Here is a 26,251-nt window from a genome sequence, read left to right on the forward strand (position 1 = left end):
CCGGACATCCACCTTCACATGTCCCGGAGAGACAGGAGAGCGCGGCTCACGTCGTCCGCTGCGGTGTCGTCGAGGTGGCGCGGTGCACCCGGGGTGAAGGTGACAGGCATCGACACGAACCCGTTGTTCAATCCCCGCTCGACGATGGGGACCGCCTCGCCCGGAACCACTGCGAAGTCCGGGATCCTCGTGAGGACCTCCACCATCATCGACGTCCAGAGCTCCTTGGCCAGATGCTCGCCGATACACCTGTGGAGCCCGTGCCCCAGCGCCATGTGTCGATTGGGAGAACGGTCGAGAATGACCTCGTCGGGGCGCTCGAAAACCTCTTCGTCATGGTTTGCGGAGTAGAGGTTGAGATAGATCCGATCACCCCGCGACATCTCCTGGCCGCCGATCTCGAGATCCGCCAGCACGGTGCGGGCATTCTGCGTGGTCGGCGTGATGAACCGAAGATACTCGTGGAACGATGAGTCGAGCAGGTCCGGATCGGCCGCGAGGCGAGCACGATGCTCCGGGTGCGCGTCGAGGTGCTGGAGAGTCCCGGAGAAGAGGCCGGTGACGGTCTCCACGCCACCCAGCAGAAGAATGAAGACGGTGTCGACGACGAAATCAGTCGAGGGCGGCCAGTCCGGGACCTCGAGGAGGGACACCGCACCGATCAGGTCGTCACGAGGCTCCTGCCCTGCCCGGCTCGCGATGACGTCCGCGATGTCGGCCTTGAGGCTCGACCATATTCGTCGCAGCCCGTCGGCCTTGCTGAGGTCGTGGCTCGCGGAATGGACCGGGTACGCGAACCTGGCGAGCCCTTCGAGCGGAAGGCCGAGTAGTTCGAGGGTCGCGATCCCGGCGAGCGGCCGGATCAGGTCGTCCAGGATCTCGGCCTCCCCCGACTCGATGCGGCGGTCGAGCAGGGCGCTCGCGAGAGCATCGATCCGGGGACGACGCGCAGCCATCGCCTTTCGGGTGAAGTGCTGGGCGAGGGACCGACGGAGGGGGGTGTAGATCGGCGGGTCCTGCTCGATCATGCCCAGATGGGTGCTGGTCGGAGGGAGGGTGACCCCGCCGAGAACCGTCCCGTCATCGAGCGTCTCGTGCCGGGCGGACAGCTCCCTCCCGTCCAGGCGGAAGCCCTCGAGCACGTCGGCGTGGCGGGCGAGGGTCCAGAACCCACCATGGCCGACCGATCGGCCGATCGGACAACGACGCAGCCGGCGGTTGGTATCCATTGCGGTCTCGGCGGTGTACATGTCCGAGAACGGATCGAAATCCGATATCGGCCCGCGGACGTCACTGTCCCATTCGTCGGCCATACTTTAGACTCTACGCGTGCTGAATCTTCGAGACAAGGTCGTCCTCATCTCCGGAGTGGGGCCTGGACTCGGGCGGTCCACGGCGGCAACGGTACTGGAGAACGGCGGCAAGGTCGTCCTCGGTGATCTGTTTTCCGACAATGCGAGGATCGCCGCGGCCGAGCTCGATCCTGAGTCGGTGAACAGCGCCCACGCAGCCTGTGACATCACCGATCGGAACCAGTGCGAACAGCTCGTCGCCCTCGCCCGGTCCCGGTTCGGGCGGCTCGACGCCATGGTGCACGTCGCCGCCCACTCCGCGTCGGTCGGCGGACTGCTCGACGGGGATCTCGACGATTGGGAAACGGTGGCCCGGACCAACGTGAAAGGGACTTTGCAGCTGACGAAGGCGGCCGTCCCGCTGATGCACGAGAGCGGCGGGGGGTCAGTGGTCTTCATCGGTTCGATCGCGGCTGTGCATTCCGTCGCCGGTATCCCGCAGTTGGTGTACGGGATGAGCAAGGCGGGGCTGGTGTCGGCGACGCACTACCTGGCGAGGGAACTCGGGCCCTTGGGCATTCGGATCAACACCCTGTCGCCCGGCTGGAAGTGGGGAGCCGCGCTCGAGGAGGCGATCGGGCGGAGGGCGAGCAGTGAGGGCGTGACCGTCGAGGAGTACATGGAGCCGGTGCGACAGGCGCACCCCCTCCGCCGCTACACCAACGACGAAGAGGTTGCCCACACCATCGCCTTCCTCGTGTCGGACCTGGCACCGAGCATCACCGGCCAAGTGGTCTACATCGACGGTGGGCTGACTGCGTGAGGGTCACCCACCGAGGATGACGTGACGTCGCCGCCGCTCGACGGAACGAGCAGGTGGCACGGTCGGTCACTGACCGCGTCGAGGCGATCAACGACCTCGGGCTCAGCCCGCGGACGCAGGCCGCACCCGACCGGCCGAGCTCAGGGCCTCGACGGCCATGCCGTAGGGGACGCCCTCGGCGAAGAGGCGCTTGAGGCGCTGGGTCAACGCCATCCGGGAGTAACGCAGGGTCAGCGGCGGCTGGGTCGCGAGCTCGGCGGCGATCTCGCGCGCCCGCGGCAGCAGCCGATCGGGCGCGACGACCTCGGCGACCACCCCGAACTCGGCCGCCTCCTGCGCGGTGAGGGTGCGGGAGGTGAGCAGGAAGTGCCGGCCGCGGTTCTCGCCGAGCGCGTTCAGCCAGGCGGTGTGGTTGCCGTCGCCGGGCACGACCCCGAGATCGAGGTGGTTGTCCCGGAAGCTCGCCCGGGTGTCGGCGACGACGATGTCGGACATGATCAGCAGTTCCGAGTGCACGTGCGCGGCACCGTTCACGGCCCCGACCACCGGCACGTCGATGTCCAGCAGCGCGGTCAGCAGTCGCGTGCCCTCGTAGATGGTGCGGTAGGCGCTCTCGGGGTCCGTCATCGGCGCGAAGGAACCCCAGTCGCCCCGCGGGCAGAAGTCGGCGCCGCTGCCGGTCAGGATCACGACTCGGTTGTCCGGGTCGCTCCCGATCTCCCAGAAGGCGTCCGGCAGCTCACGATGGCCCTGGCCACTGTGGATGTACGGGCCGCCGTCGGTGTGCAGGGCCACCTCCAGCACCCCGTCGGTCCGCTCCATCCGGATGTGCTGGTACGCCTTGCTGTACTCGCTGAACGACCGGATCATGCTCTTCCTCCGACGATGCCGAGCCGCTGCAGCTCGGCGATGGATTCCGAATCCTTGCCGAGCTCCTCGAGGATCTCGGTGGTGTGTTCCCCCGGTGCACAGGCGGGCCTGCTGATGGCCCCGGGGGTCCGGCTGAACCGCGGGGCCGGTGCCCCCTGGGGGACGCCGCCGGGTGAGACGAACGTCGACCGCGCCACGTTGTGCGGGTGCTCGAACGCCTCGCGCCAGGAGAGTACGGGTGCGACGCACGCGTCCTCGTGCTCCAACAGCGCGCACCAGTCCGCGCGCGACCTACTCGCGAACAGCTTCTCCCACGCACGCTTGCGGTCCGGCCAGCTCGTCTTGTCCAGCTGTGGGCGGACCTCCTCGGCGGGCAGGTCCTGCTCGAAGCCGGTCAGCTCGCACAGGCGCGCGTAGAACTTCGGTTCGATGGCCCCGACCGAGAGGTACCGCCCGTCGGCGCACTCGTACACGTCGTAGAACGGCGCCCCGGTGTCCAGCAGGTTCGCGCCCCGCTCCTCCGACTGCAGGCCCCGGGCCTGCATCGCGAGCTCCAGCGCGCTCATCGCCGCGAGGCCGTCGAGGATCGCGGCGTCCACCACCTGGCCGCGACCGCTCGTCCGCGCCTCGAGGACCGCACTCACGACTCCGAAGGCGAGCAGCATGCCCCCGCCGCCGTAGTCCCCCAACATGTTCAGTGGCGGGACCGGCCGCTCCCCCGGACGGCCGATCGCGTGCAGGACGCCGGACACGGCCATGAAGTTGATGTCGTGCGCGGCGTCCTGGGCCCAAGGGCCTTCCTGACCCCATCCGGTCGCACGGCCGTAGACCAGCTGCGGGCGGGCCGCGAGGCACTCGTCCGGGCCCAGTCCGAGCCGTTCCATCACCCCGGGCCGGTTGCCCTCGAGGAGGACGTCCGCGCTCCGGACGAGGTCGAGGAGCACCTCCCGCCCGCGCGGGTCCTTCAGGTCCAGGCCGATCGAGCGCCGTCCGCGCTTGGTGACGTCGAGGGCGGGGTCGTCACTCGCCCGGGCGTCCCGGGTGCGGTCGACGAGGACGACGTCTGCTCCCAGGTCCGCCAGCATCATGGCTGCGAAGGGAACGGGCCCGAGCGCGGCCATCTCCAGCACCCGCACCCCGGTCAGCGGCCCGGAACGCGTGGCGCTCACGTGTGCTGCCGCATGTCGAGCAGCTCTTCGACGACGTCCTTCTCACCCGCCGCGACGATCTCGTCGAAGCGCTCGGACACCAGCTCCGGGGTCAGCGCCTCCGCGGCGACCTCGATTCCGGGGGTGTGCGCCATGTAGACCCGCCGCACCTCACCGCCGCGCGCCTCGATCGTCTCGCCGTTGACGGGGCAGCTGTCGTGGGCCAGGACCGCGACTGGGTTCGCCACGGCCTCGGGCTTCCAGGCCGCCATCCGGTCCCGGGTGTGCTGCGAGCTGCTCTGCACCATCCGGGTCAGCGCTCCGGGGCACAACGCGTTCACCTTCATACCGTGGGTGCTGCCCTCGACTGCCAGGTCCCTGGTCAGGCCGTACAGGGCGCCCTTCGCCGCGGAGTAGGTCGCCCGCAGACCGTGGCCCTGAAACATCGCCGCGGAACAGGTGTTGACCACCCGGCCCCGGCCGCCCGCGACGAGATGCGGCCACGCCGCCTGGGTGACCGACCAGGACCCCAGCAGATGGACGGCGAGGACCTTCTCGAACACCGAGCGCGGGGTGTCGACGAACGGGGCGGTCGGGTTGGTGCCGGCGTTGTTGATGACGATGTCGACAGCGCCGAAATGGTCGACGGCGAGCTGCACGATCTCGTGGGCCGACCGGTCGTCGGAGACGTCGTGCCCGCTCGCGACCGCCTGCCCACCGGCCTGCGTGATCTCGCGCACCACCTCGTCCGCGGGGGCGAGCGAGGAGCCTGCCGAGCCGTCGGGCGGGCCCCCGAGGTCGTTCACCACGATCTTGGCCCCGCGTGAAGCGAGGAGCAGGGCGTAGGCGCGGCCCAGGCCGTGTCCGGCGCCGGTCACCACCGCCACCCGGTCATCGAAGCGCAGCTGCGTCACTGGGGTACTTCCTCTCGAGGAGTTCGGTGCTCGTTCGCGGCGTCACGAACGCGGACCGCCGGATCCCGCTGAACTGTGAGGTGCGGGAGGACTTCGGCTTCGAAGAGGCGCAGGCTCGACCAGCCCAGCTGCGGCGGCATCCCGCCCGCCAGGGGCCGGAAGCAAAGCGCACCACCCGGGCCGAGCTCCTCGGCCAGCGCGACGCACTCCTGAGGGGTGACGACCCGGTAGTGCGGGGAGGCCTGCAGCGCGTCGAGGTCCTCGGTGGAGACGTAGCCGGTGTACTCCTGCGCCCCTGCGGCGAACTGCGCATAGGAGTTCATCTCGTGCAGCAGGAACGGCGCCAGCTCGTGCCAGGCCCGCTCCGGGTCGGTGGCGACGTGCAGGAACCGGGGACCGGATCGGGGCATCGGGCCGGGATCGGGCAGACCGAGGACAGCGAGCTCCTCCCGGTAGTCGGCCCACGCCTCGGGTAGGTGCGGGGCGAACCCGTCCCCGGCCCGTGCGGCCCGCCGCGCCGCAGGCCTCGACCCACCGCCCACCACGAGCGGGGGCCGCGGGCGCTGGTGAGGCCGCGGCGTCACCCGGACCTGCCGGCCCTCGTACTCGAACGGCTCTCCGGACCAGGCGTGTTTGAGCACCGCGAGGCCCTCGTCGAGGGCCTTGCCCCGCCGCGACTTCGCCCGCCCGAACATCGTGAACTCGTCGGGCGCGTACCCGACCCCGGGCGTGACGACGAGCCGCCCGCGACTCAGGACGTCCACGACGGCCAGGTCCTCGGCCAGCCGCAGCGGATCATGCAGGGGGACGAGCAGCGCCCCGACGATGATGCCGATCCGCGACGTCCGCGCGGCGGCGGCCGCGGCCAGGACGATCGGTGAAGGGAGATAGCCGTCCGCTGCACCGTGGTGCTCGTGGAACATGACCGAGTCGAAGCCGGTCCGGTCCGCCCACTCGATCTGGTCGAGCGCCGCCTCGTAGAGGTCCGCGCGAGCCGACGGATCATCACCGTCCATGCGCAGGTCGTACCGGAGCTTCAGAACAGCCACCACGACTCCGTTCTTGCAGCGCCGACGCCCTCGTCCCGCCTAATGTGATCAGAAATCTAGTAGGACGCGCGACGGCGGTCAACCACCGTGGGCCGGTGGCTCGCGAGGCGAGTCCGCCCTGCGAGCCACCGCTCAGGCGGCGCGCTCCAGGATGTGGACGCCACAGGCGGAGCCGAGCCCGATCACGTGGGCCAACCCGACTCGGGCCCCGTCGATCTGTCGGTCCCCCGCCTCGCCGCGCAGGTGATGGCAGACCTCCCAGACGTTCGCGATCCCGGTCGCGGCGATCGGGTGCCCCTTCGACTGCAGGCCGCCGGAGACGTTCACCGGGAGCCTGCCGTCTCGCCAGGTCGCTCCGGACTCGAACAGATCGACCGCCCCGCCCGGCTCGCACAGCATGAGATTGTCGTAGTGCACGAGCTCCGCGGTGGCGAAGCAGTCGTGCAGCTCGACAAGGTCCAGGTCCTCGGGCGCCACCCCGGCCGCGGTGTAGGCCTGCTCGGCCGCGTTGCGGGTCAGGGTGTTGATGTCCGGGAGGACCTGGCACGCCTCAGTCCACGGGTCGCTGGTCAGGACCGAAGCGCTGATCTTCACCGCCCGCCTGCGCTGGTCGGGGTCCATGCGCTTGAGGCGCTCACCGGAGACGAGCACCGCCGCGGAGGCCCCGTCACAGTTCGCCGAACACATCGGACGGGTGTTCGGGTAGGCGACCATGACGTCGTTCATGATCTGGTCGAGGGTCAGCCGCTTGGTGTAGGCCGCCAGCGGGTTGAGCGTCGAGTGGGCGTGGTTCTTCTCGCTGATGCGGGCGAAGAGTTCGAAGCCACCCTTGCCATACCGGTGGGTGTACTCCATGCCGACCTGGGCGAACACACCCGGCATCGTCTCGGTGCCGATCCGGCCGTCGAGCGGGGCGACCTGACCCACCCGTCCGGACGGGGTGAACTCGGCGCCGTCGGCCTTCCCCGCGCCGCCGCTGCCGAGCAGCCCGGCGCCGGACAGCTTTTCGGCCCCCACCGCCAGCCCGATGTCGGTCTCCCCCGCCTTGATGGCCATGAGGACGGTCCGCAGCGCCGTCGCACCCGTCGCGCAGGCGTTCATCACGTTGTAGACGGGAACACCCGTCTGGCCGATCTGCTTCTGGAGGGCCTGGCCGAGGCGGCCGGGCCCGAGCAGCCCGTCGCCGCCCATGTAGTTGCCCGCTGCCAGCACCCCGATGTCGGACATACCGATGCCGGCATCGGCGATGGCCCCACGGGCCGCTTCGGCGGCGAGGTCGACGATGTCGCGGTCCGGGTACTTCCCGAACTTCGTCATCGTGATGCCGAGGATCCACACGTCGTCTGTCACGTCACACCTGCGCAGGTTCGAAGCCGAAGCCGACGGCCTCGGTACCGGAGGAGTCCGTCCCGACCACGTACGTGGCGAGGCGGACCTTCATGCCGAGCCGGACGTGGTCGGGGTCGGACGGGGTGTTGATGATGTTGCCCTTGACCGAGGTGCCGTCGCAGTCGACGACCGCGGCCACGAAGGGCACGGCGACGCCGGGGGCGGCGAAGGACACGATGGTGAACGACCGGACCTCGCCCTCCCCCACGACGGCGACGTCGCGGAACTCCGCCCCGAAGCAGCGGGCGCAGGCGTTGCGGTGATCGAAGTAGCGCGCCCGGCACTGCGTGCACTCGTGGGCGAGCAGATGGGGGGGCTCGTCGAGCACCAGGTAGTCGACGAGTGGGACCTGCTGTGCCATGCATTCTCTCCGTTCGTCCCCGCGAGCGACTCTGCACGAGGGCCGGCCGCACCCACCGGGTCCGCCGTTCGGAGGCCACTGGCGGGGCCGCGACCGGCCGGGCGTCCACAGCCTCTTGCTATCGAATGTTATCAGCTTTAGGCTGGCCGCCGCGCCTGTGACGCCTCTTACAGACACCGTGGTCGACATGGCACAGGACCGGACCCGCCGGGTCCCCAGCGGCGACCTACGCCACCTTCGTCGACCCTTCCCATCGTCGACTACCCGTCGGAGAACCCCATGGACCAGTTCCTCAGCCTGCTGCTCAGCGGGCTGGTGAGCGGGGCGTTGTACTCACTCATCGCTTCCGGGCTGACCCTCACCTACGCCGCAACGGGGATCTTCAACTTCTCCTACGGCGCGATCGCCTACGTCATCGGCTACCTCTTCTACCTCCTCGTCGCGGGCCTGGGGTGGAACCCCTTGCTGGCCGGGGCCTTCGTCCTGTTCGTGGTGGCTCCGCTGCTGGGGCTCGCCCTGGACGCGGCCGTCTTCCGCCCACTCGCCGGGACCCCGGACTCCGCGAAGATCATGGCGACGGTGGGTCTGCTCATCGCGCTGCCCGCGTTGGTCAGGTTCCTCTCCGACCTCGTCATCAGCATCTTCGGGCTCACCGAGCTACCCACGAGCACCGACGTCGCCCAGGTCGGCTTCCCACCGGGCATCGGGCCCGTCCCCGCGGAGAGCATCGCACTGTTCGACGGGCTCACCATCACCTCGGACCAGGCCATCGTCTTCGGTGCCGCGGCACTGGCAGCCGTACTGCTCTGGATCATGGTGCGCCGCACGAGGGTCGGGCTGGAGATGCGCGCGGTGGTGGACCGCGAGGAGCTCGCCACCATTCGCGGGGTGCACGTGGTGCGGACCTCGCGGATCTCCTGGATCGTCGGGTCCGTTCTCGCGGCTCTGGTCGGGGTCATCGCCGCCCCGGTCATCGGCACCCTGCAGTCGTCTCCGTTCCTCACCCTGATGTTCATCGCCGCCGCCGCGGCGGCGCTGGGCGGGCTCAAGTCCATCCCGATGGCGTTCGTCGGCGGTCTGCTGCTCGGCGTCGTGCAGAACCTGGCCGCGGCGTACTCCACCTTCGCCGAGGACATCACCGGGTTCGGCACGGCCGTTCCCTTCATCCTGCTCCTGTTGGGCGTCGTGATCCTCGGTCGCGACCGGCGCCGGCAGGCGGGCTCGGTCAACGACGATGTCCGGCCGCTCGACTACCTCGAGCACCTCCCGCCCTGGCGGCGTCGCCTGCCATGGGCCGTTGCCACGGTGGTGCTCCTCGTGTTCCTGTTCTTCCTGGCGAACGACTTCTGGCTGGGCATCTTCGCGTCCGGTCTCGCCATGTCGATCATCTTCCTGTCGTTCGTGGTGACCACGGGCATCGGCGGCATGGTCAACCTCGCCCAGGCCGCCTTCGTCAACACCGCCGGGCTGGTGACCGGGCTCCTGCTGACCAACTTCGGCTGGTCCTTCCTCCCGGCGATGCTGGTGGCCATCGCGGTGACGGTGGTCCTGGGCATCCTGGTGGCCCTGCCCGCACTCCGGCTGGGCGGGCTCTACCTCGCCCTCGCGACCCTGGCGCTGGGCTTCGTGGTCGACAACGTGTTGTTCGGCTGGCGGTGGTTCACCAACGGACCCAACGGCTGGCCGGTCCGCGCCCCCGTGATCTTCGGACTGGACCTCGCCAACCGCCGCACGATGGCGGTGTTCCTGCTGGTCGTCGTCGTGATCATCATCGCCGTGATCCGCAACCTGCAGCGGTCCGCGACCGGCAGGCGCATCACCGCCGTGCGGTCGTCGTCCACGGCGGCAGCGACGTCGAGCATCTCCCCCGTGACCGCCAAGCTCGCCGTCTTCGCGACGTCGGCGGTGATCGCCGCGATCGGCGGGGTCATGCTGGCGTCGCTGCAGGGTAACGTGACGGGCACCTCGAAGGTGACCGCGGACGGGCTGCTCTGGCTCGCGACGGTGGTGCTCTTCGGCGTGCGACGGCCCGGTGCGGCGGTCGTCGCGGGTGTGGTGTCGGCGATCTTCCCCGAGATCCTGCGGGGGGGCATCCACATCGGCTCGTTCGGCTGGGACGGCACGACGTCGGTCGAGATCCCGCTCATCCTCTTCGGCATGGGTGCGGTGACCCTGGCCCGCAGCCCCGACGGGATCTTGGCCGACATGGCGGAGAAGCGGTACAAGAAGCGGCTGGCCAAGCAGGAGCGCGCCGCGGCGTCCGCCGACGAGCAGGCGCTCGCCGGTGCAGTGGCTGCAGAGCAGGCGGAAATCGAGCACGATGTCGAGCTGCGGGCGCGGTCGCTCGTGGAGAGTGGTGCCGTCCAGCGGTCCGAGGCCGCTGACGACATCAGCCGCAGGCGCGCCGAGCAGGCCGCGCTCCGCCTCGACGGGGTGGTCGCGGGCTATGGTCCGGTCGAGGTGCTGCACGGCATCGACCTGGCCCTCGTCCCCGGGGAGATCGTGGGCCTGTTCGGGGCGAACGGCAGCGGCAAGTCGACACTGGTGTCCACCATCGCAGGTCTGGTCACCCCGACAGCGGGGTCGCTGACCTTCGCCTCCAGCGACCTCGCCGTCCTGCCCGCCCGGTCCCGGTTCCGCTCCGGCATCGCCGTGGCCCCCGAGGCCCGCGGCATCTTCAACGGCCTGACGGTGGAGGAGAACCTCGCCGTCGCGCTGCCGGACCGCGCCGACCGCGAGGCCGCCCTCGAGCGGTTCCCGACCCTTGCCAAGCGGCGCGGGATCGCCGCAGGCAGCCTGTCGGGCGGCGAGCAGCAGATGCTGACCCTCGTGCCCTTCGTCGCGAAGCCGCCCAAGGTGCTGGTGGCGGACGAGCCCACCCTCGGTCTCGCCCCGAAGATCATCGAGCAGCTGGTGGAGATCTTCGCCGAGCTGCGCCAGGCGGGAGTCGCGATCCTGCTCGTGGAGGAGAAGACCTCCGGTGTCCTCCCCATCGCCGACTGGGCAGCCGTCATGTCGCTCGGCCACATCCTGTGGCAGGGGCCTGCCGCCGACACCGATGCCGCCCGGTTGGCGTCGGTGTACCTCGGTGGCGCCGAGGAGGTCGGACCACACCCCGGAGGCCCGGGCGACACCACCGGCCGTCTCACCGCGGAGGTGCAGCCGTGACCGTCCGCCGAACCCCGCCCTTCCGTACCCCGTCCTGGAGGTTGAGCCGATGACCGACGTCGCCTACGCGCCACGGGCCACCGTGGCGCAGGCCCTGCTGGAGCTGCGATCGATCAGTGTCCGGTTCGGCGGCGTGCACGCTCTGAAGGACGTCTCCTTCGACCTGGCCCCCGGAGAGGTCGTCGGGGTCATCGGCCCCAACGGCGCCGGAAAGACGACCCTCTTCGACGTCATCTCAGGTGTCCGGCCCCCGACCGACGGGTCGATCTCGTTCGCCGGACGCGACGTGACCGGCGCGGGGGCGGTCAAGCGCTCCCGCATGGGCATGCGCCGGACCTTCCAGCGGTCCCAGCCCTTCGGCTGGCTCAGCGTGGAGGACAACATCCTGGTCGCGCTCGAGGCCCAGGGGCGGGGCCGGTTCCTCGCCGACCTCGTCGGGCTGAAGGGCCGCCAGGACGCCGTCCGCAGGGAGCACGTCGCACAGATCCTGGACCGCTTCGGCCTGACGGCGACGAAGGACGTGGCCGCGGGGCGGCTGCCGATCGGCACCATCCGGATGGTGGAGCTGGCACGGGCAGTCATCGGACAGCCGTCCCTGCTCCTGCTCGACGAGCCCACCTCCGGCCTCGACCACACCGAGGCCGAGATCCTGGCCCGCGCCATCGCCGACGTCCGCGAGCAGGACAACTGCACGGTGCTGTTGGTGGAGCACGACGTCCCCTTCGTCATGGCCACCTGTGACCGGGTCGTCGCGCTGAACCTCGGCTCGGTGCTCGCGAGTGGGACCCCGACGGAGGTACGAGCGAACCCCGCCGTCCGCGACGCCTACTTCGGCTGACGAGAGGACACACCGTGCCCACGCCCACGGAACCGGACCACCACGCGATCTCCGCCGTGGTCGTCCGGTACGCGAACACCATCGACCGGCGGGACTGGCGAGCCTTCCGCACGTGCTTCACCGACGACTGCCTCCTCGACTACGGAAGGCTCGGCAGCTGGCGCGGTGGCGACACCGTCACCGCGTACATGGAGGAGGTCCACCTCCCCTACGGGAGGACCCTGCACCGCATCACCAACGTCGAGAGCACCGTCGGCGGGGACACCGCCGAGGCCCGCTCCTACGTCGACGCCCTGCTCTACCGGCCCGACGGCAGCCTCGCCGTCCAGGTCCGAGGCACCTACGACGACCGCCTGCTCAGGACCGACGGGCGGTGGCGCATCGAGTCCCGCCGCTTCACCGCCGTCGAGCACATCGGGGGGACCCCCTCGCTCGACTCAGCTGCCCGGGACGACAGCACCGGAAGGACTCACTCATGACCGGACGCCTCGATGGCCGGACCGCCCTGATCACCGGAGCCGGAGGCGGACTCGGCGGAGCCATCGCGCGGTTGTTCGCCCGCGAGGGCGCGACCGTCGGGGTGAACGACATCGACGCCGAGGCCGCGGAGAAGGTCGCCGCCGAGTGTCGCGCCACCAGCCCGGACTCCCTCGCCGTGCCGTTCGACGTGTCCGACTCCGCCGCCGTGAACACCGCCTTCGCCGAGCTCGGGTCCCGATGGGGCCGGATCGACATCCTCGTCAACAACGCCGGGGTCAGCGCCACGGCGGACCCCGGGGTGTCTGCGGAGTCCATCCTGGACCCCATCCGGCGACCCATCACCGACATCACCGACGAGCACTGGCGGCGGATGATCGGAGTCCACCTCGACGGCACCTTCTTCTGTACCAGGGCCGCCGCCGCAACGATGGTCCCGCGCGGGAGCGGGTCCATCGTGTGCATCACCAGCATCGCCCAGCTGACCGGGCACGGAGCAGCCCACTACTCCGCCGCCAAGGGCGGCATCATGGCGATGGTCCGCTCGCTCGCCCGCAGCCTCGGCCCGCACGGCGTGCGGATCAACGCGGTCGCCCCGGGCAGCATCGACGCGGGCATGGCGACCCGCTACCCGCTGGAACGGCGACAGAAGGCCCTCGCGTCGATCCCGCTCGGCCGGCTCGGTGCGGCGGACGACATCGCCTATGCGGTGCTGCACTTCGCCTCGGACGAGAGCGCCTACTCGACGGGGCAGTGGCTGTCGCCCAACGGCGGCATCTTCATCTCCTGAGCCGGCCGTCCGGGCTCCGAGCCGCGGCCCGAACCGTGAACCCCGACAAATTCGACGATCCCCGCCGATCTCAACGTGAGGAACGACCGTGCGCGCAGCCAGAGTGACCCGGACCGACGGGCCGGAGTCCGTCCAGGTGCTCGACATCCCCGAACCCGTGGCCGGCCCCGACGAAGTGCTGCTGGAGGTGGCGGCCGCCGGGGTGAACTTCCCGGACCTGCTGATGAGTCGCAACCTCTACCAGTACAAGCCGGAGCTCCCGTTCACCCTGGGTGGAGAGATCGCCGGTACGGTCCGCCAGGCCCCCGAGGGCTCCGGCTTCTCCGTCGGGGACCGGGTGGCCGCCTATCCCGTGGTCGGCGGGTTCGCGCCGCTGGCGAAAGCGCCGGTCGCCCGAGTGCTCCCGCTCCCCGACGGGATCGGCTTCGTCGAGGCCGCGTGCTATCCCCTGAACTACCTGACCATGCTCTTCGGGCTCCGGGACCGGGGTGGGCTCCGCGAAGGCGAGACCGTCCTCGTCCAGGGCGCCGCGGGTGGGATCGGAACCGCGAGCATCCAGATCGCACGAGCCCTGGGCGCGCGGGTGATCTCGGTGGTCTCCAGCGAGGAGAAGGCGGATTTCGCCCGAAAGGTCGGGTCGCACGAGGCGGTCCTCGTCGACGGGTTCCGTGACGCGGTACTCGGTCTGACGGGCGGGCGTGGCGCCGACATCGTCGTGGACCCGGTCGGGGGCGATCGCTTCACGGACTCGCTGCGCTCCCTCGCCCCGGCCGGCAGGCTGCTGGTCCTGGGTTTCACCGGCGGCGAGATCCCCAGCGTCAAGGTGAACCGGTTGCTGCTCAAGAACGTCGACGTGCGCGGCGTCGCCTGGGGCGTGTGGTCCAACACCCACCCCGGAGTGATGCGCGAGATGTGGGACGACCTGATGGCGCTCGCGTCGACCGGGGCGATCGACCCGCCGGTCCAGCACACCTACGGGTTGGAGGACGCGGCCGAGGCGGTCGGGCTGCTCGCCCGCCGCGGAGTCCTCGGCAAGGCCGTCGTCGTCCCGTGAGCAGGCGGTGCCCGGGTCCGGTCAGCCGGCCCGGGCACCGCCTGCTCAGCCCCGCTCGGGAAGTCCGCCCGGCGCGGTCGCTCGTCGGTTGACGCTGACGTCCCTGCGGACCAGACGGCCGTAGAGCCAGGCGTCGCCGGAGTCGTTCGGGTCCACGGTCGTCCCGGGACTCACGATCTCGTCGATCCGGTCGAGCACCCCGTCGTCCAGCGTCACCTCCATCGCGGGCAGCAGACCCTCGAGCTGCTCGACACTGCGGACCCCGACGATCACGGACGACACCGCCGGATGATTCGCCGACCAGGCGACGGCGAGCTGCGCGAGCGGCACACCGATCTCGTCGGCGAGCGCGGCGAGGGCGTCGACGGCCGCGGTCTTGGGTGCGTTCGACGGCTTGGCCGCCTGGGTCGAGCTGATGGCGGCGACGCGGCGGCTGGTCGGGTCCTGCTGAGCGCTGCGAAGCCGCCCCGAGAGCCATCCGTGCGCGAGGGGCGCATAGGCGAGGACGCCCATCCGGTGCCGGCGGCAGGTGGGCAGCACGTCCGCCTCGATGCCGCGAACGATCATCGAGAAGGGCGCCTGCTCGCTGACGAACCGCTCGCGACAGCGCCGCTCCGCCGTCCACTGGGCCTCGACGATCGCCGAGCCGGTGTAGCCCGAGCCACCGATGTAACGGATCTTGCCCGCGTGGACGAGGTCGGAGAGCACGCCGAGGGTCTCGTCGATGTCGCACACCGGATCGGGCCGGTGCATCTGGTAGAGGTCGATGTAGTCGGTCCCGAGGCGACGCAGGCTCGCCTCGCAGGCACGCACGATCCAGCGGCGCGAGTTGCCGCGCATGTTGGGGTCGTCGCCCATCGACACATGAGCCTTCGTCGCGATCAGCACGTCGTCCCGCCGGCCCTTGAGCGCCCGGCCGATCAGTTCCTCGGACTCGCCACCCGCGTAGGCGTCGGCGGTGTCGATGACGTTGATCCCGGCGTCGAGCGCGGCGTGGATAGTCCGCACCCCTTCCTTCGCCCCATCGGGACTCGGCACGGTCGCCCCGTCGGGCGTCCGCATCGACGAACCGAAGAGCATTGCTCCGAGCGTCAGCGGGCTCACCCGGACTCCGGTACCACCCAGTACTCGATGTTCCACCAGATCACTTCCTCGTGTGTGATGGGTTCGCAGTCGGCGGGGCGCGGCCCGCTCGACGCGCGGGCCAGGACGCAGTCTCGCCTCTCAGCGGTGCGGGACCCGGCCCGCCCGCGCCGACTGGACGGCCTGCGCCCCGTAGATCGCCTCGACGAGCGGAGCGAGGTCCGGATGGCCTCGCAGCTCCAGACCGCCGTCGACGGAGATCGTCTGTCCGGTGACGAATCTCGACTCCGGGCCCGCGAGGAACCGCACGGCTTCGGCCACCTCGTCGGGCTCTCCGCCGCGACCGAGCGGGATGCGTTCGACGAAGGCCTGGAGGGTCGCACGGTGGTCGAACATGCCCTCAGTCGCAGCGGTGCGGGTCAGACCCGGTCAGACGATGTCGACCCGGATCTTCGCCGCGGCGAGCTCGAGCGCCGCAGTGCGGGCGAGCTGCTCCACAGCGTCCAGCCCTGGGCGACGCCGGCATCGTCGATCGATGAGTCGAGGTGGGCGGTCGCCGCGGAAGGCCGGCCCACCGCTGCTCGCACGCCGGCGTCATCGGTGACGCCGAGCGGGAGTCCGGGCTGCAGCCGGGGAGGACGTCGTACGGGGCCGCACTCGGGCCCCGTACGACGTCCCTGTCCTTCGGTTCGGGTCAGGGCCTGCTCTGCAGCGAGGCGAAGCACTTGAACGGGCCCCGGACCACGTACTTCTTGTTCTCCACCTGCATCGGGGCGCCGCAGTCGGCCTGCGTGAAGTGCCCCGCCGGGAACGGCAGGCTCGCCGGACCACCCGGCGTCGACGAGGTGTAGGTATAGCCCCCACCGTTGACCGCCTGATCGAACGTCTTCGTGTTCAGATCGGGGCCGGCCGCCGCCAGCTGCGACAGGAACATGTCCGCCATCGCGTAGCCGTACACGGTCGCCTGGCTCACCTCCACGTTGTCGGCCTGGAAGTCCTTGGCCATCTGCTCGTTGTACGGTGTCTTCATCTCGACCGGCGGTGTCTGCGACACCGACCAGGAGCCCTCGAGAGCCGCCGCCAACGCGGGCTGACGCTCGAGCAAGCCCGGCAGGTAGCCCGACGGGTTGAAGACCGGGCCGGTGTAGCCCCCGGCTTTGAGCGCTGCCATGACCTGGCCGACGGTGGCGAGTCCGACGTTGAGGACGACCGCGTTCGGCTTGGCCGCGAGCGCCGGGCGGGTGTACGGGCTGTAGTCGGTGACCCCGGTCAGCGGCATGATCGACTTGTTGTACACGGTCTGGCCGCCGTCGGCCTTGAGAACCTTCTCCGCGTCGTCGAACGACGACCGCGAGGAGTCGTTGTCGGTCCCGATGAACGCGACCTTCATGTCGGGGTAGTCGAGACCCGAGGCCGGCAGCTCGTAGTTGTTGGCCGAGTAGGCGAACCCGTAGGGCAGCGAGGTCACCCCGTTGCTCACGAGGCAGCCGTTGAAGCCGAACCCCCAGCGGGTACCGCAGTAACCCGGCAGGAACCCGTAACCGTAGAACGGCACCTCGTTCTGGTTCAGATAGTCCGTGACCTGCGGGGTCGCGAAGGTACTGAACTGCATCATCGCGAACACCTGGTCCTGTTCGACCAGACGCTTGCTGATCGCGAGGTTCGTGTCCGCGCTGCCGCCGTCGTCGTTGCAGCCGAGGAAGTCGATCATCCGGCCATTGACACCACCCGCCGCGTTCGCCCGGTCGATCCGCGCCTTGAACCCGGTGTCAGGGTTCGGGAAGTACGCGTTCAGGTTCACGCACCCGACCTTGACCGAGGTCGCGGTCACCCCACGAGTCAGCCCCGACCCCGGCGTGCCGGCGAGCGGGAGACCATTGACCTTCTGAGCGACCTCGGGAGCGACACCGACGGCATTGAGGGCGCCGGTGGTATCGGCCGACGCGTCGACGGTGCTGGTCGGCTTGCTGGTCGTTCCCGCGCCGGAGCCCGAGCCACATCCGGCCAGAACTGTTGTCGCAACCGCCACGACGGCGACCGCGACCGACACTACAGATCTCTTCACCCTGGCTCCTTGCCTGAGTTCCATTCGCCACGGCGGCGACCACCGCGGCCACGCCTCGGACACAAACGGGCTCCATCCCGGCGGCGAGCTCGTCGCCCCCGCGAGCGCCGCCCCGAGATTCCTGCTGGTCTAAGGTGTGGACACAGACGGCTGTCGGCCGCGGCGCGGCGGGGATCTCCCGGCCGGCGCGGCGACGGCCTCGCTCGTCATCGCGACCACGGATGCGCCGCGACAGCGTAAAGCTGATAAGAATCATTGGCAAGGGGGATCCGGCCGGCACGGGCCGGGGTCGGGAGATGCCTCCCGACCCCGGCTTCCTCGCTACTCGGTCGACGACCGGCTCACGGCCTGGTCTGCACCGAGGTGAAGCACTTGTACGGACCCTTGACCACGTACTTCTTGTTCACCACCTGCATCGGAGCGCCGCAGTCGGCCGGCACGAAGTGCCCCGCCGGGAACGGCAGGCTCGCCGGACCACCCGGCGTCGACGAGGTGTAGGTATAGCCCCCACCGTTGACCGCCTGGTCGAACGTCTTCGTGTTCAGGTCAGGGCCGGCCGCCGCCAGCTGCGACAGGAACATGTCCGCCTGGGCGTAGGCGAAGATGGTCGCCTGGCTCAGCTGCACGTTGGCGCCCTCGAAGTCCTTCACCATCTGGTCGTTGAACGGCGTCTTCATCTCGACCGGCGGGATCACGGACAACGAGTAGGAACCTTCCAACGCCGCGGCCAGCGCCGGCTGACGCTCGAGCAGCCCCGGCAGGTAGCCCGAGGTGTTGAAGACAGGACCGGTATAGCCGCCGCCCTTCAGCGCCGCCACGACCTGCCCGAAGGTCGCGAGCCCGACGTTGAGGTCGACCGCGTTCGGCTTCTCGGCCAGCGCCGGCCGGATGTACGGACTGTAGTCGGTGACGCCGGTCAGCGGCATGATCGACTTGTTGTACACGGTCTGGCCGCCGTCGGCCTTGAGAACCTTCTCCGCATCGTCGAACGACGACCGCGAGGAGTCGTTGTCGGTCCCGATGAACGCGACCTTGATGTCCTGGTATGGGATGCCCGAGGCCGGGAACATGGAGTTGTTGGCCGTGAGCGCCCAGCCGTACGGGATCGAGCTGATGCCGCTGCTGACGACGCATCCGTTGAAGCCGAACCCCCAGCGGGTACCGCAGAACCCGGGCAGGAAGCCCCAGCCGTAGAACGGCACCTCGTTCTGGTTGAGATAGTCCGTGACCTGCGGGGTCGCGAAGGTACTGAACTGCATCATCGCGAACACCTGGTCCTGTTCGACCAGACGCTTGCTGATGGCGAGGTTGGCGTCGGCACTGCCGCCGTCGTCGTTGCAGCCGAGGAAGTCGATCTTGCGGCCATTGACACCACCCGCCGCGTTCGCCCGGTCGATCCGCGCCTTGAACGCGGTATCGGGGTTCGGGAAGAACGCGTTCAGGTTCACGCACCCGACCTTGACCGAGGTCGCGGTCACCCCACGAGTCAGCCCCGACCCCGGCGTGCCGGCGAGCGGGAGACCATTGACCTTCTGAGCGACCTCGGGAGCGACACCGACGGCATTGAGCGCCCCGCCGGTATCACCCGACGCGTCGACGGTACTGGACGGATTGGCTGACGCTCCCGAACCGGAGCCCGAGCCACATCCGGCCAGAACTGTTGTCGCAACCGCCACGACGGCGACCGCGACCGCTACTACGGACCTCTTCACCCTGGCTCCTCGCCTCAGTTCCACTCGCCACGGCGGCGATCGTGGACGCTCGGCCCCGACCCGAACGGGCGGCGTGGAGTGCGACCGTCGTCGCCACCCACGCCGCCTTCAACGTGCTTTCGAGGTCCACGGGCACGGACATGCGTGCACCGCTTCCTCTCCGCGCCGGGAGGCTCCCGGCCTGCGACTGCGCGCACCGGAACCCTTGTGTAACCGCGATCACAGTGGCGCCGCGACAGCGTAAAGCTGATCACATTCCTTGACAAGAGGGATTCGCCGAGCCGAGCCGCTGCGCCACCCGACCTCCAGGATTCGGATTCGACCGGGTCACGGCCTGGACTGCACGGATGAGAAGCACGTGTACGCACCTCGGACCACATACCTGTTGTTGATCAGCTGCATCGCGGCCCCGCAGTCGGCCTGCGTGACGTGCCCCGCCGGGTACGGCAGGCTCGCCGGACCACCGGGCGTCGACGAGGTGTAGGTATAGCCCCCACCGTTGACCGCCTGATCGAACGTCTTCGTGTTCAGATCGGGGCCGGCCGCCGCCAGCTGCGACAGGAACATGTCCGCCATCGCGTAGCCCTGTACGGTCGCCCGGCTCAGCTTCACGTAGCCGGCCTGGGAAGTCGTTCAGCATCTGGACGTCGAACGGAGTGGCCTGCTCGACGGGCGGGGTCCAGGACACCGACTGGAGGCCCTCGAGGGCGGCGGCCGGGGAGGCTGCGTCCTGAGTGATCTGTTCACCCTGGCCCCTTCTGCCTGAGTCTGGGAGTACCGGGGCCGGACTGGAGCCCGCCAGACGAGTCTCGACCGTGCCGCGTGTTGCGTCGGAGTGCGACGACGAGCACCGCTCACGCGGACCCCCAACCGCCTCGAACCCTGCCTCTGCGTCGGCGAGCTGTAACGTCAGTCACAGTAGGCCGCGTCAGCGTAAAGCTGATAACATTGATGGGCAAGTGGCGCCCTGACGACGGCGTTCGCTTCTCCCGGTGGCCTGAATCGTCCCGTCCGTACGAGGCCGCCCTGGTCGACAACCCCGATGAAGGGTGAACCGCAATGGTGCGACGACTCGATGCCGTTTCCGCCGACGAGTGGCGTGCACGCCGGGCCGCCGCCGCCCCGCGACGGGTCGCGGGGCCACTGCTGGACCTCCTACGGACGAGCGCCACCCTGACCGTCTTCGACGCCGACCATCTGACCCACCAGCTGCAGACCGCCACTCGGGCCTTCCGGGCAGGCGCGGACGACGAGCTGGTCGTCGCCGCCCTCTTCCACGACGTAGCCGAGCTGACCGCAGGCCCGGCCCACGGAAAGGTTGCCGCCGAGCTGCTGCGACCCTACGTCGGAGACGACGCCTACCACATCGTCCGCACTCACTCGGACTTCCAGGGCCGCTATTACAACGAGCACATGGGGCTCGAGCGGACCACCTACCTGCGCTGGGCGGACGAGCCCTGGTACGGGATCGCGCTGTGCTTCAGCGACGACTGGGACCAGGCGGCCTTCGATCCGGACTACGACACCCGCCCGCTGTCGTTCTTCGAGCCGATGGTGCACCGGGTACTCGCCGAGCCGGTGCGCGCCCGCGCGTCCGCGTGATGCCGGTCGCGACCACCGGGCGGGTGCGGCCGCGCTGCGCCGTCGTCGGATCCGGCGGGATCGGGGCCTTCTTCGGCGCCCAGGTGCCCCCCGCCCGTGGCTGGGTCGCCTACTGCGCCAGACGCCCCTTCACGCGGCTGCGGGTCGAGTCGGAGATCGGGCCGTACGACGCCCGGGTGCACTGCCTCACCGACCCCGGCTCCGTCCCCACGGACTGGCAGGGCCTCGACTGGGTGTTCGTCGCTGTCAAGGCGCAGCACACGCGGTCTGCGGAGGCCTGGCTCACGCGGCTCTGCTCGCCGAACACGCGGGTGGTCAGCCTCCAGAACGGCATCGAGCAGCGGGAGACCATCACACCGCTGATCCGTGGCGCCCAGCTCCTCGAGACAGCCGTGTACTGCGGCGCCGAGCTACGAGCGCCCGGGCTCGTCCACCAACGCGGCCAGGCCCGGGTCGTCACCGAGGACGTCCCGTTGGCAGGAGAGCTCGCCGAACTGTTCGCCGGGACGGCTGTCGTCATCGAGCGGAGTCCGGACTTCCGCACCGAGGCCTGGCGCAAGCTGATGGTCAATGCGGCGGCCAACGGGCTCACCGCACTCACCCGAAAGCGCATGGGGGTGCTGCAGATCCCAGAGGTCGCGGAGCTCGCGCGGGCGGTGATGATGGAGATCCTGCCTCTCGCCCGGGTAGAGGGTGCACGCCTGTCCACAGAGGACGTCGATCGAGTCCTCACCACGCTCAGGTCGCCTGGATCGGCGGAGGCGATGACATCGATGTACCAGGACCGACTCGCCGACCGGCCCACCGAACACGACGCCATCTACGGCGCCGTCGCGCGCCGTGCTGAACGGCTGGGGGTCGAGGCTCCGCTGCACCGGGCGATCGCTGCCCTCCTCACCGGGGCGTGCTGATCCGGGGTCCGTTCCCGCGGCCCTTCTCACGACCGGACAGGCGGGCGAGGACCCGGATGTCGCGGTGGCTCATGCGCCACCGGCCGTCGCGGCAGGGCACGGCCCGGTCCAGGTACCGGCCGAAGGAGCCGATCCGGCCCTCCCCCATCAGGTCGAGCCGCGCGAAGCAGGAGTCCAGCCGCACCCCGGCACCGTCGGGCTCGATCACCGTGTTCGTCACGAGGTGCAGATGGGGGACCGGATCGGCCACGCCGTCGAACGCCGCGCCGACCGCGTCCCGGCCTGCCAGCACGAGGGGGACGTCCCGCCCAGGACCGAAGATCCGCACCTCGGCGTCGGGCAGGAAGCAGCTCTCCCAGCCCTCGGCCTCCGGTGCCCGGTCGGCACAGGCGCTGTAGCGGGCGAGCATCCGCTCGAGGGCGTCCATGGGAAACCTCGGGACCGCCACCGGCCCGCTCACGATGTCGCCGGCGGGTTCCGTCGCACCACGGTCCAGGAGCCGTCTGCGGCGCGGACCAGCTCGTCGACGACCCGCTCCCCCGACACGATGTGCGGATCGCGCGGGACGCCCCCGAGGACGAGGCGGATGCTGGTGACCCGGGCCGAGCCCTCGGTGATCTCGACCTCCGCGTTCGTGGTCAGCTCCAGCGCGTTCGACTCCTCGGTGTCCCCCCGCTCGCGGACCGCGCGATAGAGGGCCAGCCGAACCTCGTCGACCTCGGAGAGCGGCGGGAACGCGCTCATGCGGTCACCGGGTCCGGGCTGCCCAGTACTCCGGCGTGGTCGGCCCGCTCGCGCCAGGCGTCGAGCGACCTCTCGAACAGGTCACCGGGACCGGCCGGGATCGAGCAGACGACGCGTGCGACCCCGAGCTCGCGCAGGCTCTGCAGCTCGTCCACAGGGGGCAGTCGACGGGTGAACTTCTCCAGGTCGGCGCGCCCCCACGAGGTCCCCGAATACGCGATACCGATCTCGACGGAGCCGGGGTCCCGCCCGGCGGCCGCCACCGTGTCACGTACCCGGGCGATGTCGGCCGTACAGTCCGACGAGAGCAGGCCGCGGTGAGGGAAGAAGCCGTCTGCCGTCGCCACCAGGTCCGCGAGGTTCCGCTCGCTCGGCGAGCAGCCCAGGTGGATCTTCGGTCCCCCTGGCTGCACCGGCGCGGGGAGCGACCAGCTCTCGGTGAACCGCACCACCTCCCCGTCGAAGGCCGCCGCGTCGCCGGTCCAGAGCTTCTGCATCGCGGCGATGTTCTCTCGCAGGTGCACCCGCCTGCGCCGCGGCTCGATGCCGTTGTTGACCATCTCCAAAGGGTTCCACCCGTAGCCCACCCCGAGCTCGACCCGGCCTCCGGAGAGCCGGTCCACGGTGGCGATCGCCTTGGCCAGGGCGAGCGGCATGTGCTCGGCGACGAGCGCGATCAGGGTGCCGAGCCGGATACGGCGGGTGAGTGGCGCAGAGGCTGCCAGCACCGCCCAGGGGTCGGGAAAGCGCCGGTAGCGCTCCGGGAGGGCCTTGTCCCCCGCGTCCGGGTACCGAGTGTCGACCGGGAGGTGGGTGTGTTCACCGAGCCAGAGCGATCCGAAGCCCCGCTCCTCCACACCGGTGGCGACGCGAGGGACGAAGCGGGCGAGATCGGCGCTGTCGCCGAAGGGAACCAGGCAACCGACGTCCACGAGCGACTCCTATGTCGATGCGTCTACGCGATGCGACGAATTTACCTTATCATATTAAGACCGCGGCGGATCATCTCACGCGTCCCGCAGGCCGGTGCCGGACCGTGCCGCGCTCGCCGGGATGCGGTGCCTCCGGCCTCCAGCAGGTCGATCCGAGAAGAGACAGGGCGGCTCGTCGGCGACGTCGGCCGGCCGCGAGAGAACAGGAGACCCCGTCGTGCCGGACCTGGTGAACGCCAGCGCTCTCGATCTCGAGCCCGCGCGACGTGCCGACGAGACGCGACCGAGCAGCGGGATGACCCTCGCTCCCGCGGTCGCCTGCATCCAGGTGCTGGCGATCTCACCCCAGCCCCTGATGCGCCAGGGCCTCTCGCAGCTGGGCCGCAACTCCTACTCGATCGAGGTCGTCAGGACCGCGGCGACGGTCGACGACGCACTGCACCTCGTCGCGGCGAACCGCCCGGACGTCGTCGTGGTCGACCTCCCGCACCGAGCTGTGACCGTGACGGAGCGGGACGAGCTCGACCAACTCATCAGTCGAGCCCTGAGCGTGGTCGTGCTCGCCGTGCCGCTCCCGAAGGTGCAGATCGCACAGCTGCTCCGCCTGGGCCTGTCCGGGATCCTGTCCCGCAACGCCGAGCTCCACGACATCCAGGCTGCCATCTCGGCCGTCTCCCACGGGTCGACGGTCTGCAACATCGACCGGGTTCGCGGCGACGTGGAGATGGTCCCTCCCCTGCCCCGGCTGACCGCCCGGGAGAGCCAGGTGCTCCGGCTCGCCGTGCTCGGGCGCACCAACAAGGAGATCGCCCTCGAGCTCCACATCGGAGAGACCACGGCGAAGTTCCACGTGGCCAACCTGATCAAGAAGTGTGGCGTCACCCGACGGATCGAGCTCGCTTACTGGGCGGGCACCCGGCGCTTCCTGCTCGGCGGGCCCCCGAGCAGCTGAGTCGGCGAGACCGGGGCCGCCGCCCGGCCCGGGGGACTCAGCGTCGCGTCCAGTTCGGACGCCGCTTCTCCACGAACGCCCTGGGTCCTTCCCGGGCGTCGTCCATCGTGCTCAGCGTGTAGAGGAACATCTCGGCGAAACGCCAGTGCTGGTCCACCGTCATGTCCCGCCCCTCGCGCACCACCCGCTTGAGGAACTGCACGGCGACCGGGGAGTTCTCCCGCAGCTCGGCCACTGCCGAACCGACCGCGGCGTCCATCTCGGACCGATCGGCGAACAGGCCTTGGACGAGACCGATCGCGTGCGCCCGCTCGGCCGGCATCCGGGCCCCGGTCAGCTCCATGAACATGGCCTCGCCCAGAGGAACCATCCGGGAGAGGTGGATGAGCGCCGGCCCCGCCAGTAGGTTGCGCTTCGGCTCCGGGAGGGCGAAGACGGACTGCCGGGTGGCGAATCGGAAGTCGCAGTACAGGGCGAGTTCGAGACCGCCCCCCATGGCGTAGCCGTCGATGGCGGCGATGGTCGGCTTGGAGCAGGCGTAGATCTCGTCCATGCCCGGCAACGCACCCGGCTTGGCCACCGACTGGTGGGCCCGCATACCCGCCGATGCCGGCGCGCTCCCGACGAGCTGCCCCCCGGAGTCCAGGCGGGAGGCCATCGCCTTCAGATCACCACCGACCGAGAACGCCCGCCCTCCGGCGCCCTGTAGCACGACGGCGAGCACGTCGTCGTCGCGGTCGACGGCCGAGAACGCCTCGGCGAGCGCCCCCTGCAGGTCGCGGTTCAAGGCGTTGAGCGCCTCGGGCCGGTTCATGGTCACGTACGCGACCCCGTCACGGACGGAGTAGTCGAGGGGGCTGGACAGCGTGTCGGACATCGACGGCCTCTCGCCTCGGGGCCCCGGCACCCCGGGACTCGACTTCGCTCGGCTCGGACCTGCCCAAGAGCGCGGCGAATAGTATAACATTCAGCGGTCACCCTGGATCAGCGCAGACAAGGGAGGAGCATGGCCGAGAGACCCACTCCCCCGTTACCGCCGTCGCGATCCGAGGGGACCGCTCGGGGGATGCCGGCGGCCGACGGCCGCCCGCACACGCCACGATAGGAACCGAGCCGCGGGGGCTTCCCCCGTCAGCCGCGAAGGAGCCGGAGTGAACGAGTTGTCGGGCAAGGTCGCCCTGGTGACCGGAGGAGCTCGCGGACAGGGTCGGGCGCACGCGCTGGCCCTGGCGCAGGCCGGGGCCGATGTCGCCGTCTGCGACATCGCCACGGACATCGGCACCGTCAGGTACGCGTTGGGCACACCCGACGAGCTGGCCGAAACCGCCGCGGGGGTGGAGAAGCTCGATCGGCGGGCCCTGTCCTTCGTTGCGGACGTCCGCGACGCCGACGCGATGCAGCGCGTGGTCGAGGAGACGATCCAGGAGCTGGACCGGATCGACATCCTGGTCGCCAACGCCGGGATCTTCTCGCGCGGGCCCCTCACGGAGCTGACCCCACAGGCCTGGCAGGACATGATCGATGTGAACCTGACCGGTGTCTTCAACGCCATCAGGGCCGTCGTGCCCACCATGGTGGCGCAGGGATCGGGACGGATCGTGGCGACGGCGTCGATGGCGGCGAAGATGGGCGCCCCCATGATGGCCCACTACGCCGCCGCCAAGTGGGGTGTCATCGGCCTGGTGAAGTCCGCGGCCCTGGAGCTGGCCAAGTCCGGCGTCACCGTCAACGCGATCTGCCCGACGAACGTCCGGACCCCGATGATGACCAACGACGACATGCTGGCCCTGTTCCGGCCGGACCTGGCGAAGCCCACGCTCGACCAGAGCATGCTCGACGCGTTCGCCGGCACCATCCCGGTCGGCATCCCGTGGGTCGAGCCCGAGGACATCAGCGGGGCGATGCTCTTCCTGGTCAGCGACGCCGCGCGGTACATCACCGGGGAGACGGTGTCCGTCTCCGGCGGACAGAGCGCGATGAACGTCGGATGACACGAGTCGGACACCTCCCCGAGGGAGCGAAGCTGTGAGCGAGGCAGGCAGGGCGGTAGCGGGGCGGGTCGGTCCGTCCGCGTACT

Annotated in this window: 26 protein-coding genes; 10 read left to right on the forward strand and 16 right to left on the reverse strand. The window is 70.0% G+C overall.

Features of this window, described 5'->3' with window-relative positions:
* Positions 1-14: 14 nt before the first annotated feature.
* On the reverse strand, positions 15-1,313 hold the full coding sequence (locus BLS43_RS17155) for a cytochrome P450 (RefSeq protein ID WP_093085821.1): 1,299 nt from the start codon (positions 1,311-1,313) through the stop codon (positions 15-17).
* Between the two features lie 16 nt (positions 1,314-1,329).
* On the opposite strand from BLS43_RS17155, the gene BLS43_RS17160 reads away from it, so the two are divergent.
* Positions 1,330-2,115 (forward strand): SDR family oxidoreductase, encoded by a 786-nt coding sequence (locus BLS43_RS17160; protein WP_093085825.1) that lies wholly within the window; start codon positions 1,330-1,332, stop codon positions 2,113-2,115.
* A gap of 102 nt (positions 2,116-2,217) precedes the next feature.
* Here BLS43_RS17160 and BLS43_RS17165 read toward each other — a convergent pair whose 3' ends face one another.
* The 6 genes from BLS43_RS17165 to BLS43_RS17190 form a co-directional block, all read right to left on the reverse strand.
* Positions 2,218-2,985 carry an enoyl-CoA hydratase/isomerase family protein gene (locus BLS43_RS17165; RefSeq protein ID WP_093085828.1) on the reverse strand — a complete coding sequence of 256 codons (768 nt, stop codon included), beginning with the start codon at positions 2,983-2,985 and terminating at the stop codon, positions 2,218-2,220.
* Positions 2,982-4,154, reverse strand: coding sequence for a CaiB/BaiF CoA transferase family protein (locus BLS43_RS17170; RefSeq protein ID WP_218129874.1), 1,173 nt, complete (start codon positions 4,152-4,154; stop codon positions 2,982-2,984). The genes BLS43_RS17165 and BLS43_RS17170 overlap by 4 nt, the downstream gene beginning before the upstream one ends.
* Positions 4,151-5,047: an SDR family NAD(P)-dependent oxidoreductase gene (locus BLS43_RS17175; protein ID WP_093085831.1), complete on the reverse strand. Its 897-nt coding sequence runs from the start codon at positions 5,045-5,047 to the stop codon at positions 4,151-4,153. The genes BLS43_RS17170 and BLS43_RS17175 overlap by 4 nt, the downstream gene beginning before the upstream one ends.
* The gene (locus BLS43_RS17180) at positions 5,044-6,096 is read right to left on the reverse strand and encodes an LLM class flavin-dependent oxidoreductase (RefSeq protein ID WP_218129875.1); all 1,053 of its coding nucleotides are present in this window, start codon (positions 6,094-6,096) and stop codon (positions 5,044-5,046) included. Before BLS43_RS17180 ends, BLS43_RS17175 begins: the two co-directional genes overlap by 4 nt.
* 132 nt (positions 6,097-6,228) lie before the next feature.
* Positions 6,229-7,446: a thiolase family protein gene (locus BLS43_RS17185; RefSeq protein ID WP_093085833.1), complete on the reverse strand. Its 1,218-nt coding sequence runs from the start codon at positions 7,444-7,446 to the stop codon at positions 6,229-6,231.
* 1 nt (position 7,447) lies between these two features.
* Complete coding sequence (locus tag BLS43_RS17190) at positions 7,448-7,846, reverse strand: Zn-ribbon domain-containing OB-fold protein (protein ID WP_093085836.1); 399 nt, start codon at positions 7,844-7,846, stop codon at positions 7,448-7,450.
* Between the two features lie 279 nt (positions 7,847-8,125).
* Between BLS43_RS17190 and BLS43_RS17195 the strand changes: the two genes are divergently transcribed.
* The 5 genes from BLS43_RS17195 (at position 8,126) to BLS43_RS17215 (ending at position 14,173) form a co-directional block, all read left to right on the forward strand.
* The gene (locus tag BLS43_RS17195; RefSeq protein ID WP_093085839.1) at positions 8,126-11,014 is read left to right on the forward strand and encodes an ABC transporter permease subunit; all 2,889 of its coding nucleotides are present in this window, start codon (positions 8,126-8,128) and stop codon (positions 11,012-11,014) included.
* 49 nt (positions 11,015-11,063) lie between these two features.
* Entirely contained in the window at positions 11,064-11,852 is a 789-nt protein-coding gene (locus BLS43_RS17200; RefSeq protein WP_093085842.1) for an ABC transporter ATP-binding protein, read from the forward strand.
* A gap of 14 nt (positions 11,853-11,866) precedes the next feature.
* Entirely contained in the window at positions 11,867-12,331 is a 465-nt protein-coding gene (locus BLS43_RS17205; RefSeq protein ID WP_218129876.1) for a nuclear transport factor 2 family protein, read from the forward strand.
* The gene (locus BLS43_RS17210; RefSeq protein WP_093085845.1) at positions 12,328-13,119 is read left to right on the forward strand and encodes an SDR family NAD(P)-dependent oxidoreductase; all 792 of its coding nucleotides are present in this window, start codon (positions 12,328-12,330) and stop codon (positions 13,117-13,119) included. The genes BLS43_RS17205 and BLS43_RS17210 overlap by 4 nt, the downstream gene beginning before the upstream one ends.
* Positions 13,120-13,207: 88 nt before the next feature.
* On the forward strand, positions 13,208-14,173 hold the full coding sequence (locus BLS43_RS17215) for an NADPH:quinone oxidoreductase family protein (protein ID WP_093085848.1): 966 nt from the start codon (positions 13,208-13,210) through the stop codon (positions 14,171-14,173).
* Between the two features lie 45 nt (positions 14,174-14,218).
* Here BLS43_RS17215 and BLS43_RS17220 read toward each other — a convergent pair whose 3' ends face one another.
* The 5 genes from BLS43_RS17220 to BLS43_RS17240 all read right to left on the reverse strand — a co-directional run bounded on the left by BLS43_RS17220 (position 14,219) and on the right by BLS43_RS17240 (position 19,645).
* Positions 14,219-15,253 carry an aldo/keto reductase gene (locus BLS43_RS17220; RefSeq protein WP_245707547.1) on the reverse strand — a complete coding sequence of 345 codons (1,035 nt, stop codon included), beginning with the start codon at positions 15,251-15,253 and terminating at the stop codon, positions 14,219-14,221.
* A 144-nt stretch (positions 15,254-15,397) separates the two neighbouring features.
* Positions 15,398-15,679, reverse strand: a complete 282-nt coding sequence (locus BLS43_RS17225; protein ID WP_281245846.1) for an SDR family oxidoreductase — start codon at positions 15,677-15,679, stop codon at positions 15,398-15,400.
* Between the two features lie 271 nt (positions 15,680-15,950).
* Positions 15,951-17,057 (reverse strand): ABC transporter substrate-binding protein, encoded by a 1,107-nt coding sequence (locus BLS43_RS17230; protein WP_176921383.1) that lies wholly within the window; start codon positions 17,055-17,057, stop codon positions 15,951-15,953.
* A gap of 605 nt (positions 17,058-17,662) precedes the next feature.
* Positions 17,663-19,033 (reverse strand): ABC transporter substrate-binding protein, encoded by a 1,371-nt coding sequence (locus BLS43_RS17235; protein WP_176921384.1) that lies wholly within the window; start codon positions 19,031-19,033, stop codon positions 17,663-17,665.
* Between the two features lie 327 nt (positions 19,034-19,360).
* Positions 19,361-19,645, reverse strand: a complete 285-nt coding sequence (locus BLS43_RS17240; protein ID WP_093085863.1) for a hypothetical protein — start codon at positions 19,643-19,645, stop codon at positions 19,361-19,363.
* Positions 19,646-20,092: 447 nt separating this feature from the next.
* Between BLS43_RS17240 and BLS43_RS17245 the strand changes: the two genes are divergently transcribed.
* Positions 20,093-20,635, forward strand: coding sequence for an HD domain-containing protein (locus BLS43_RS17245; RefSeq protein ID WP_093085865.1), 543 nt, complete (start codon positions 20,093-20,095; stop codon positions 20,633-20,635).
* The gene (locus BLS43_RS17250) at positions 20,635-21,546 is read left to right on the forward strand and encodes a 2-dehydropantoate 2-reductase (protein ID WP_093085868.1); all 912 of its coding nucleotides are present in this window, start codon (positions 20,635-20,637) and stop codon (positions 21,544-21,546) included. Before BLS43_RS17245 ends, BLS43_RS17250 begins: the two co-directional genes overlap by 1 nt.
* Here BLS43_RS17250 and BLS43_RS17255 read toward each other — a convergent pair.
* The 3 genes from BLS43_RS17255 to BLS43_RS17265 are packed head-to-tail and all read right to left on the reverse strand — an operon-like array spanning position 21,530 to position 23,222.
* Complete coding sequence (locus tag BLS43_RS17255; protein WP_093085871.1) at positions 21,530-21,973, reverse strand: nuclear transport factor 2 family protein; 444 nt, start codon at positions 21,971-21,973, stop codon at positions 21,530-21,532. The two genes, BLS43_RS17250 and BLS43_RS17255, sit on opposite strands and share 17 nt — an antisense overlap.
* Before the next feature lie 29 nt (positions 21,974-22,002).
* Positions 22,003-22,290 (reverse strand): hypothetical protein, encoded by a 288-nt coding sequence (locus BLS43_RS17260; RefSeq protein ID WP_093085874.1) that lies wholly within the window; start codon positions 22,288-22,290, stop codon positions 22,003-22,005.
* Complete coding sequence (locus BLS43_RS17265; protein ID WP_093085877.1) at positions 22,287-23,222, reverse strand: TIGR03619 family F420-dependent LLM class oxidoreductase; 936 nt, start codon at positions 23,220-23,222, stop codon at positions 22,287-22,289. The genes BLS43_RS17260 and BLS43_RS17265 overlap by 4 nt, the downstream gene beginning before the upstream one ends.
* A 295-nt stretch (positions 23,223-23,517) precedes the next feature.
* Here BLS43_RS17265 and BLS43_RS17270 point away from each other — a divergent pair, with 295 nt between their 5' ends.
* Positions 23,518-24,174, forward strand: a complete 657-nt coding sequence (locus BLS43_RS17270) for a response regulator transcription factor (protein WP_176921385.1) — start codon at positions 23,518-23,520, stop codon at positions 24,172-24,174.
* 37 nt (positions 24,175-24,211) lie between these two features.
* Here the strand turns inward: BLS43_RS17270 and BLS43_RS17275 are convergent, their stop codons facing one another.
* A complete protein-coding gene (locus BLS43_RS17275; protein ID WP_176921386.1) occupies positions 24,212-25,051 on the reverse strand; it encodes an enoyl-CoA hydratase/isomerase family protein in 840 nt (279 codons plus the stop codon).
* 274 nt (positions 25,052-25,325) lie between these two features.
* Here BLS43_RS17275 and BLS43_RS17280 point away from each other — a divergent pair, with 274 nt between their 5' ends.
* Entirely contained in the window at positions 25,326-26,165 is an 840-nt protein-coding gene (locus BLS43_RS17280; RefSeq protein ID WP_093085886.1) for a mycofactocin-coupled SDR family oxidoreductase, read from the forward strand.
* Positions 26,166-26,251: the final 86 nt, after the last annotated feature.

It is taken from the genome of Pseudonocardia oroxyli (genome assembly GCF_900102195.1).
Lineage (GTDB): Bacteria > Actinomycetota > Actinomycetes > Mycobacteriales > Pseudonocardiaceae > Pseudonocardia > Pseudonocardia oroxyli.

Bases quoted from the DNA above. Each gene is read 5' to 3' on its own strand.
- BLS43_RS17155 (WP_093085821.1), bottom strand. From the start codon at position 1,313: ATGGCCGACGAATGGGACAGTGACGTCCGCGGGCCGATATCGGATTTC.
- BLS43_RS17165 (WP_093085828.1), bottom strand. From the start codon at position 2,985: ATGATCCGGTCGTTCAGCGAGTACAGCAAGGCGTACCAGCACATCCGG.
- BLS43_RS17190 (WP_093085836.1), bottom strand. From the start codon at position 7,846: ATGGCACAGCAGGTCCCACTCGTCGACTACCTGGTGCTCGACGAGCCC.
- BLS43_RS17195 (WP_093085839.1), top strand. From the start codon at position 8,126: ATGGACCAGTTCCTCAGCCTGCTGCTCAGCGGGCTGGTGAGCGGGGCG.
- BLS43_RS17200 (WP_093085842.1), top strand. From the start codon at position 11,064: ATGACCGACGTCGCCTACGCGCCACGGGCCACCGTGGCGCAGGCCCTG.
- BLS43_RS17210 (WP_093085845.1), top strand. From the start codon at position 12,328: ATGACCGGACGCCTCGATGGCCGGACCGCCCTGATCACCGGAGCCGGA.
- BLS43_RS17220 (WP_245707547.1), bottom strand. From the start codon at position 15,253: ATGCTCTTCGGTTCGTCGATGCGGACGCCCGACGGGGCGACCGTGCCG.
- BLS43_RS17245 (WP_093085865.1), top strand. From the start codon at position 20,093: ATGGTGCGACGACTCGATGCCGTTTCCGCCGACGAGTGGCGTGCACGC.
- BLS43_RS17250 (WP_093085868.1), top strand. From the start codon at position 20,635: ATGCCGGTCGCGACCACCGGGCGGGTGCGGCCGCGCTGCGCCGTCGTC.
- BLS43_RS17255 (WP_093085871.1), bottom strand. From the start codon at position 21,973: ATGGACGCCCTCGAGCGGATGCTCGCCCGCTACAGCGCCTGTGCCGAC.
- BLS43_RS17260 (WP_093085874.1), bottom strand. From the start codon at position 22,290: ATGAGCGCGTTCCCGCCGCTCTCCGAGGTCGACGAGGTTCGGCTGGCC.
- BLS43_RS17270 (WP_176921385.1), top strand. From the start codon at position 23,518: ATGACCCTCGCTCCCGCGGTCGCCTGCATCCAGGTGCTGGCGATCTCA.
- BLS43_RS17275 (WP_176921386.1), bottom strand. From the start codon at position 25,051: ATGTCCGACACGCTGTCCAGCCCCCTCGACTACTCCGTCCGTGACGGG.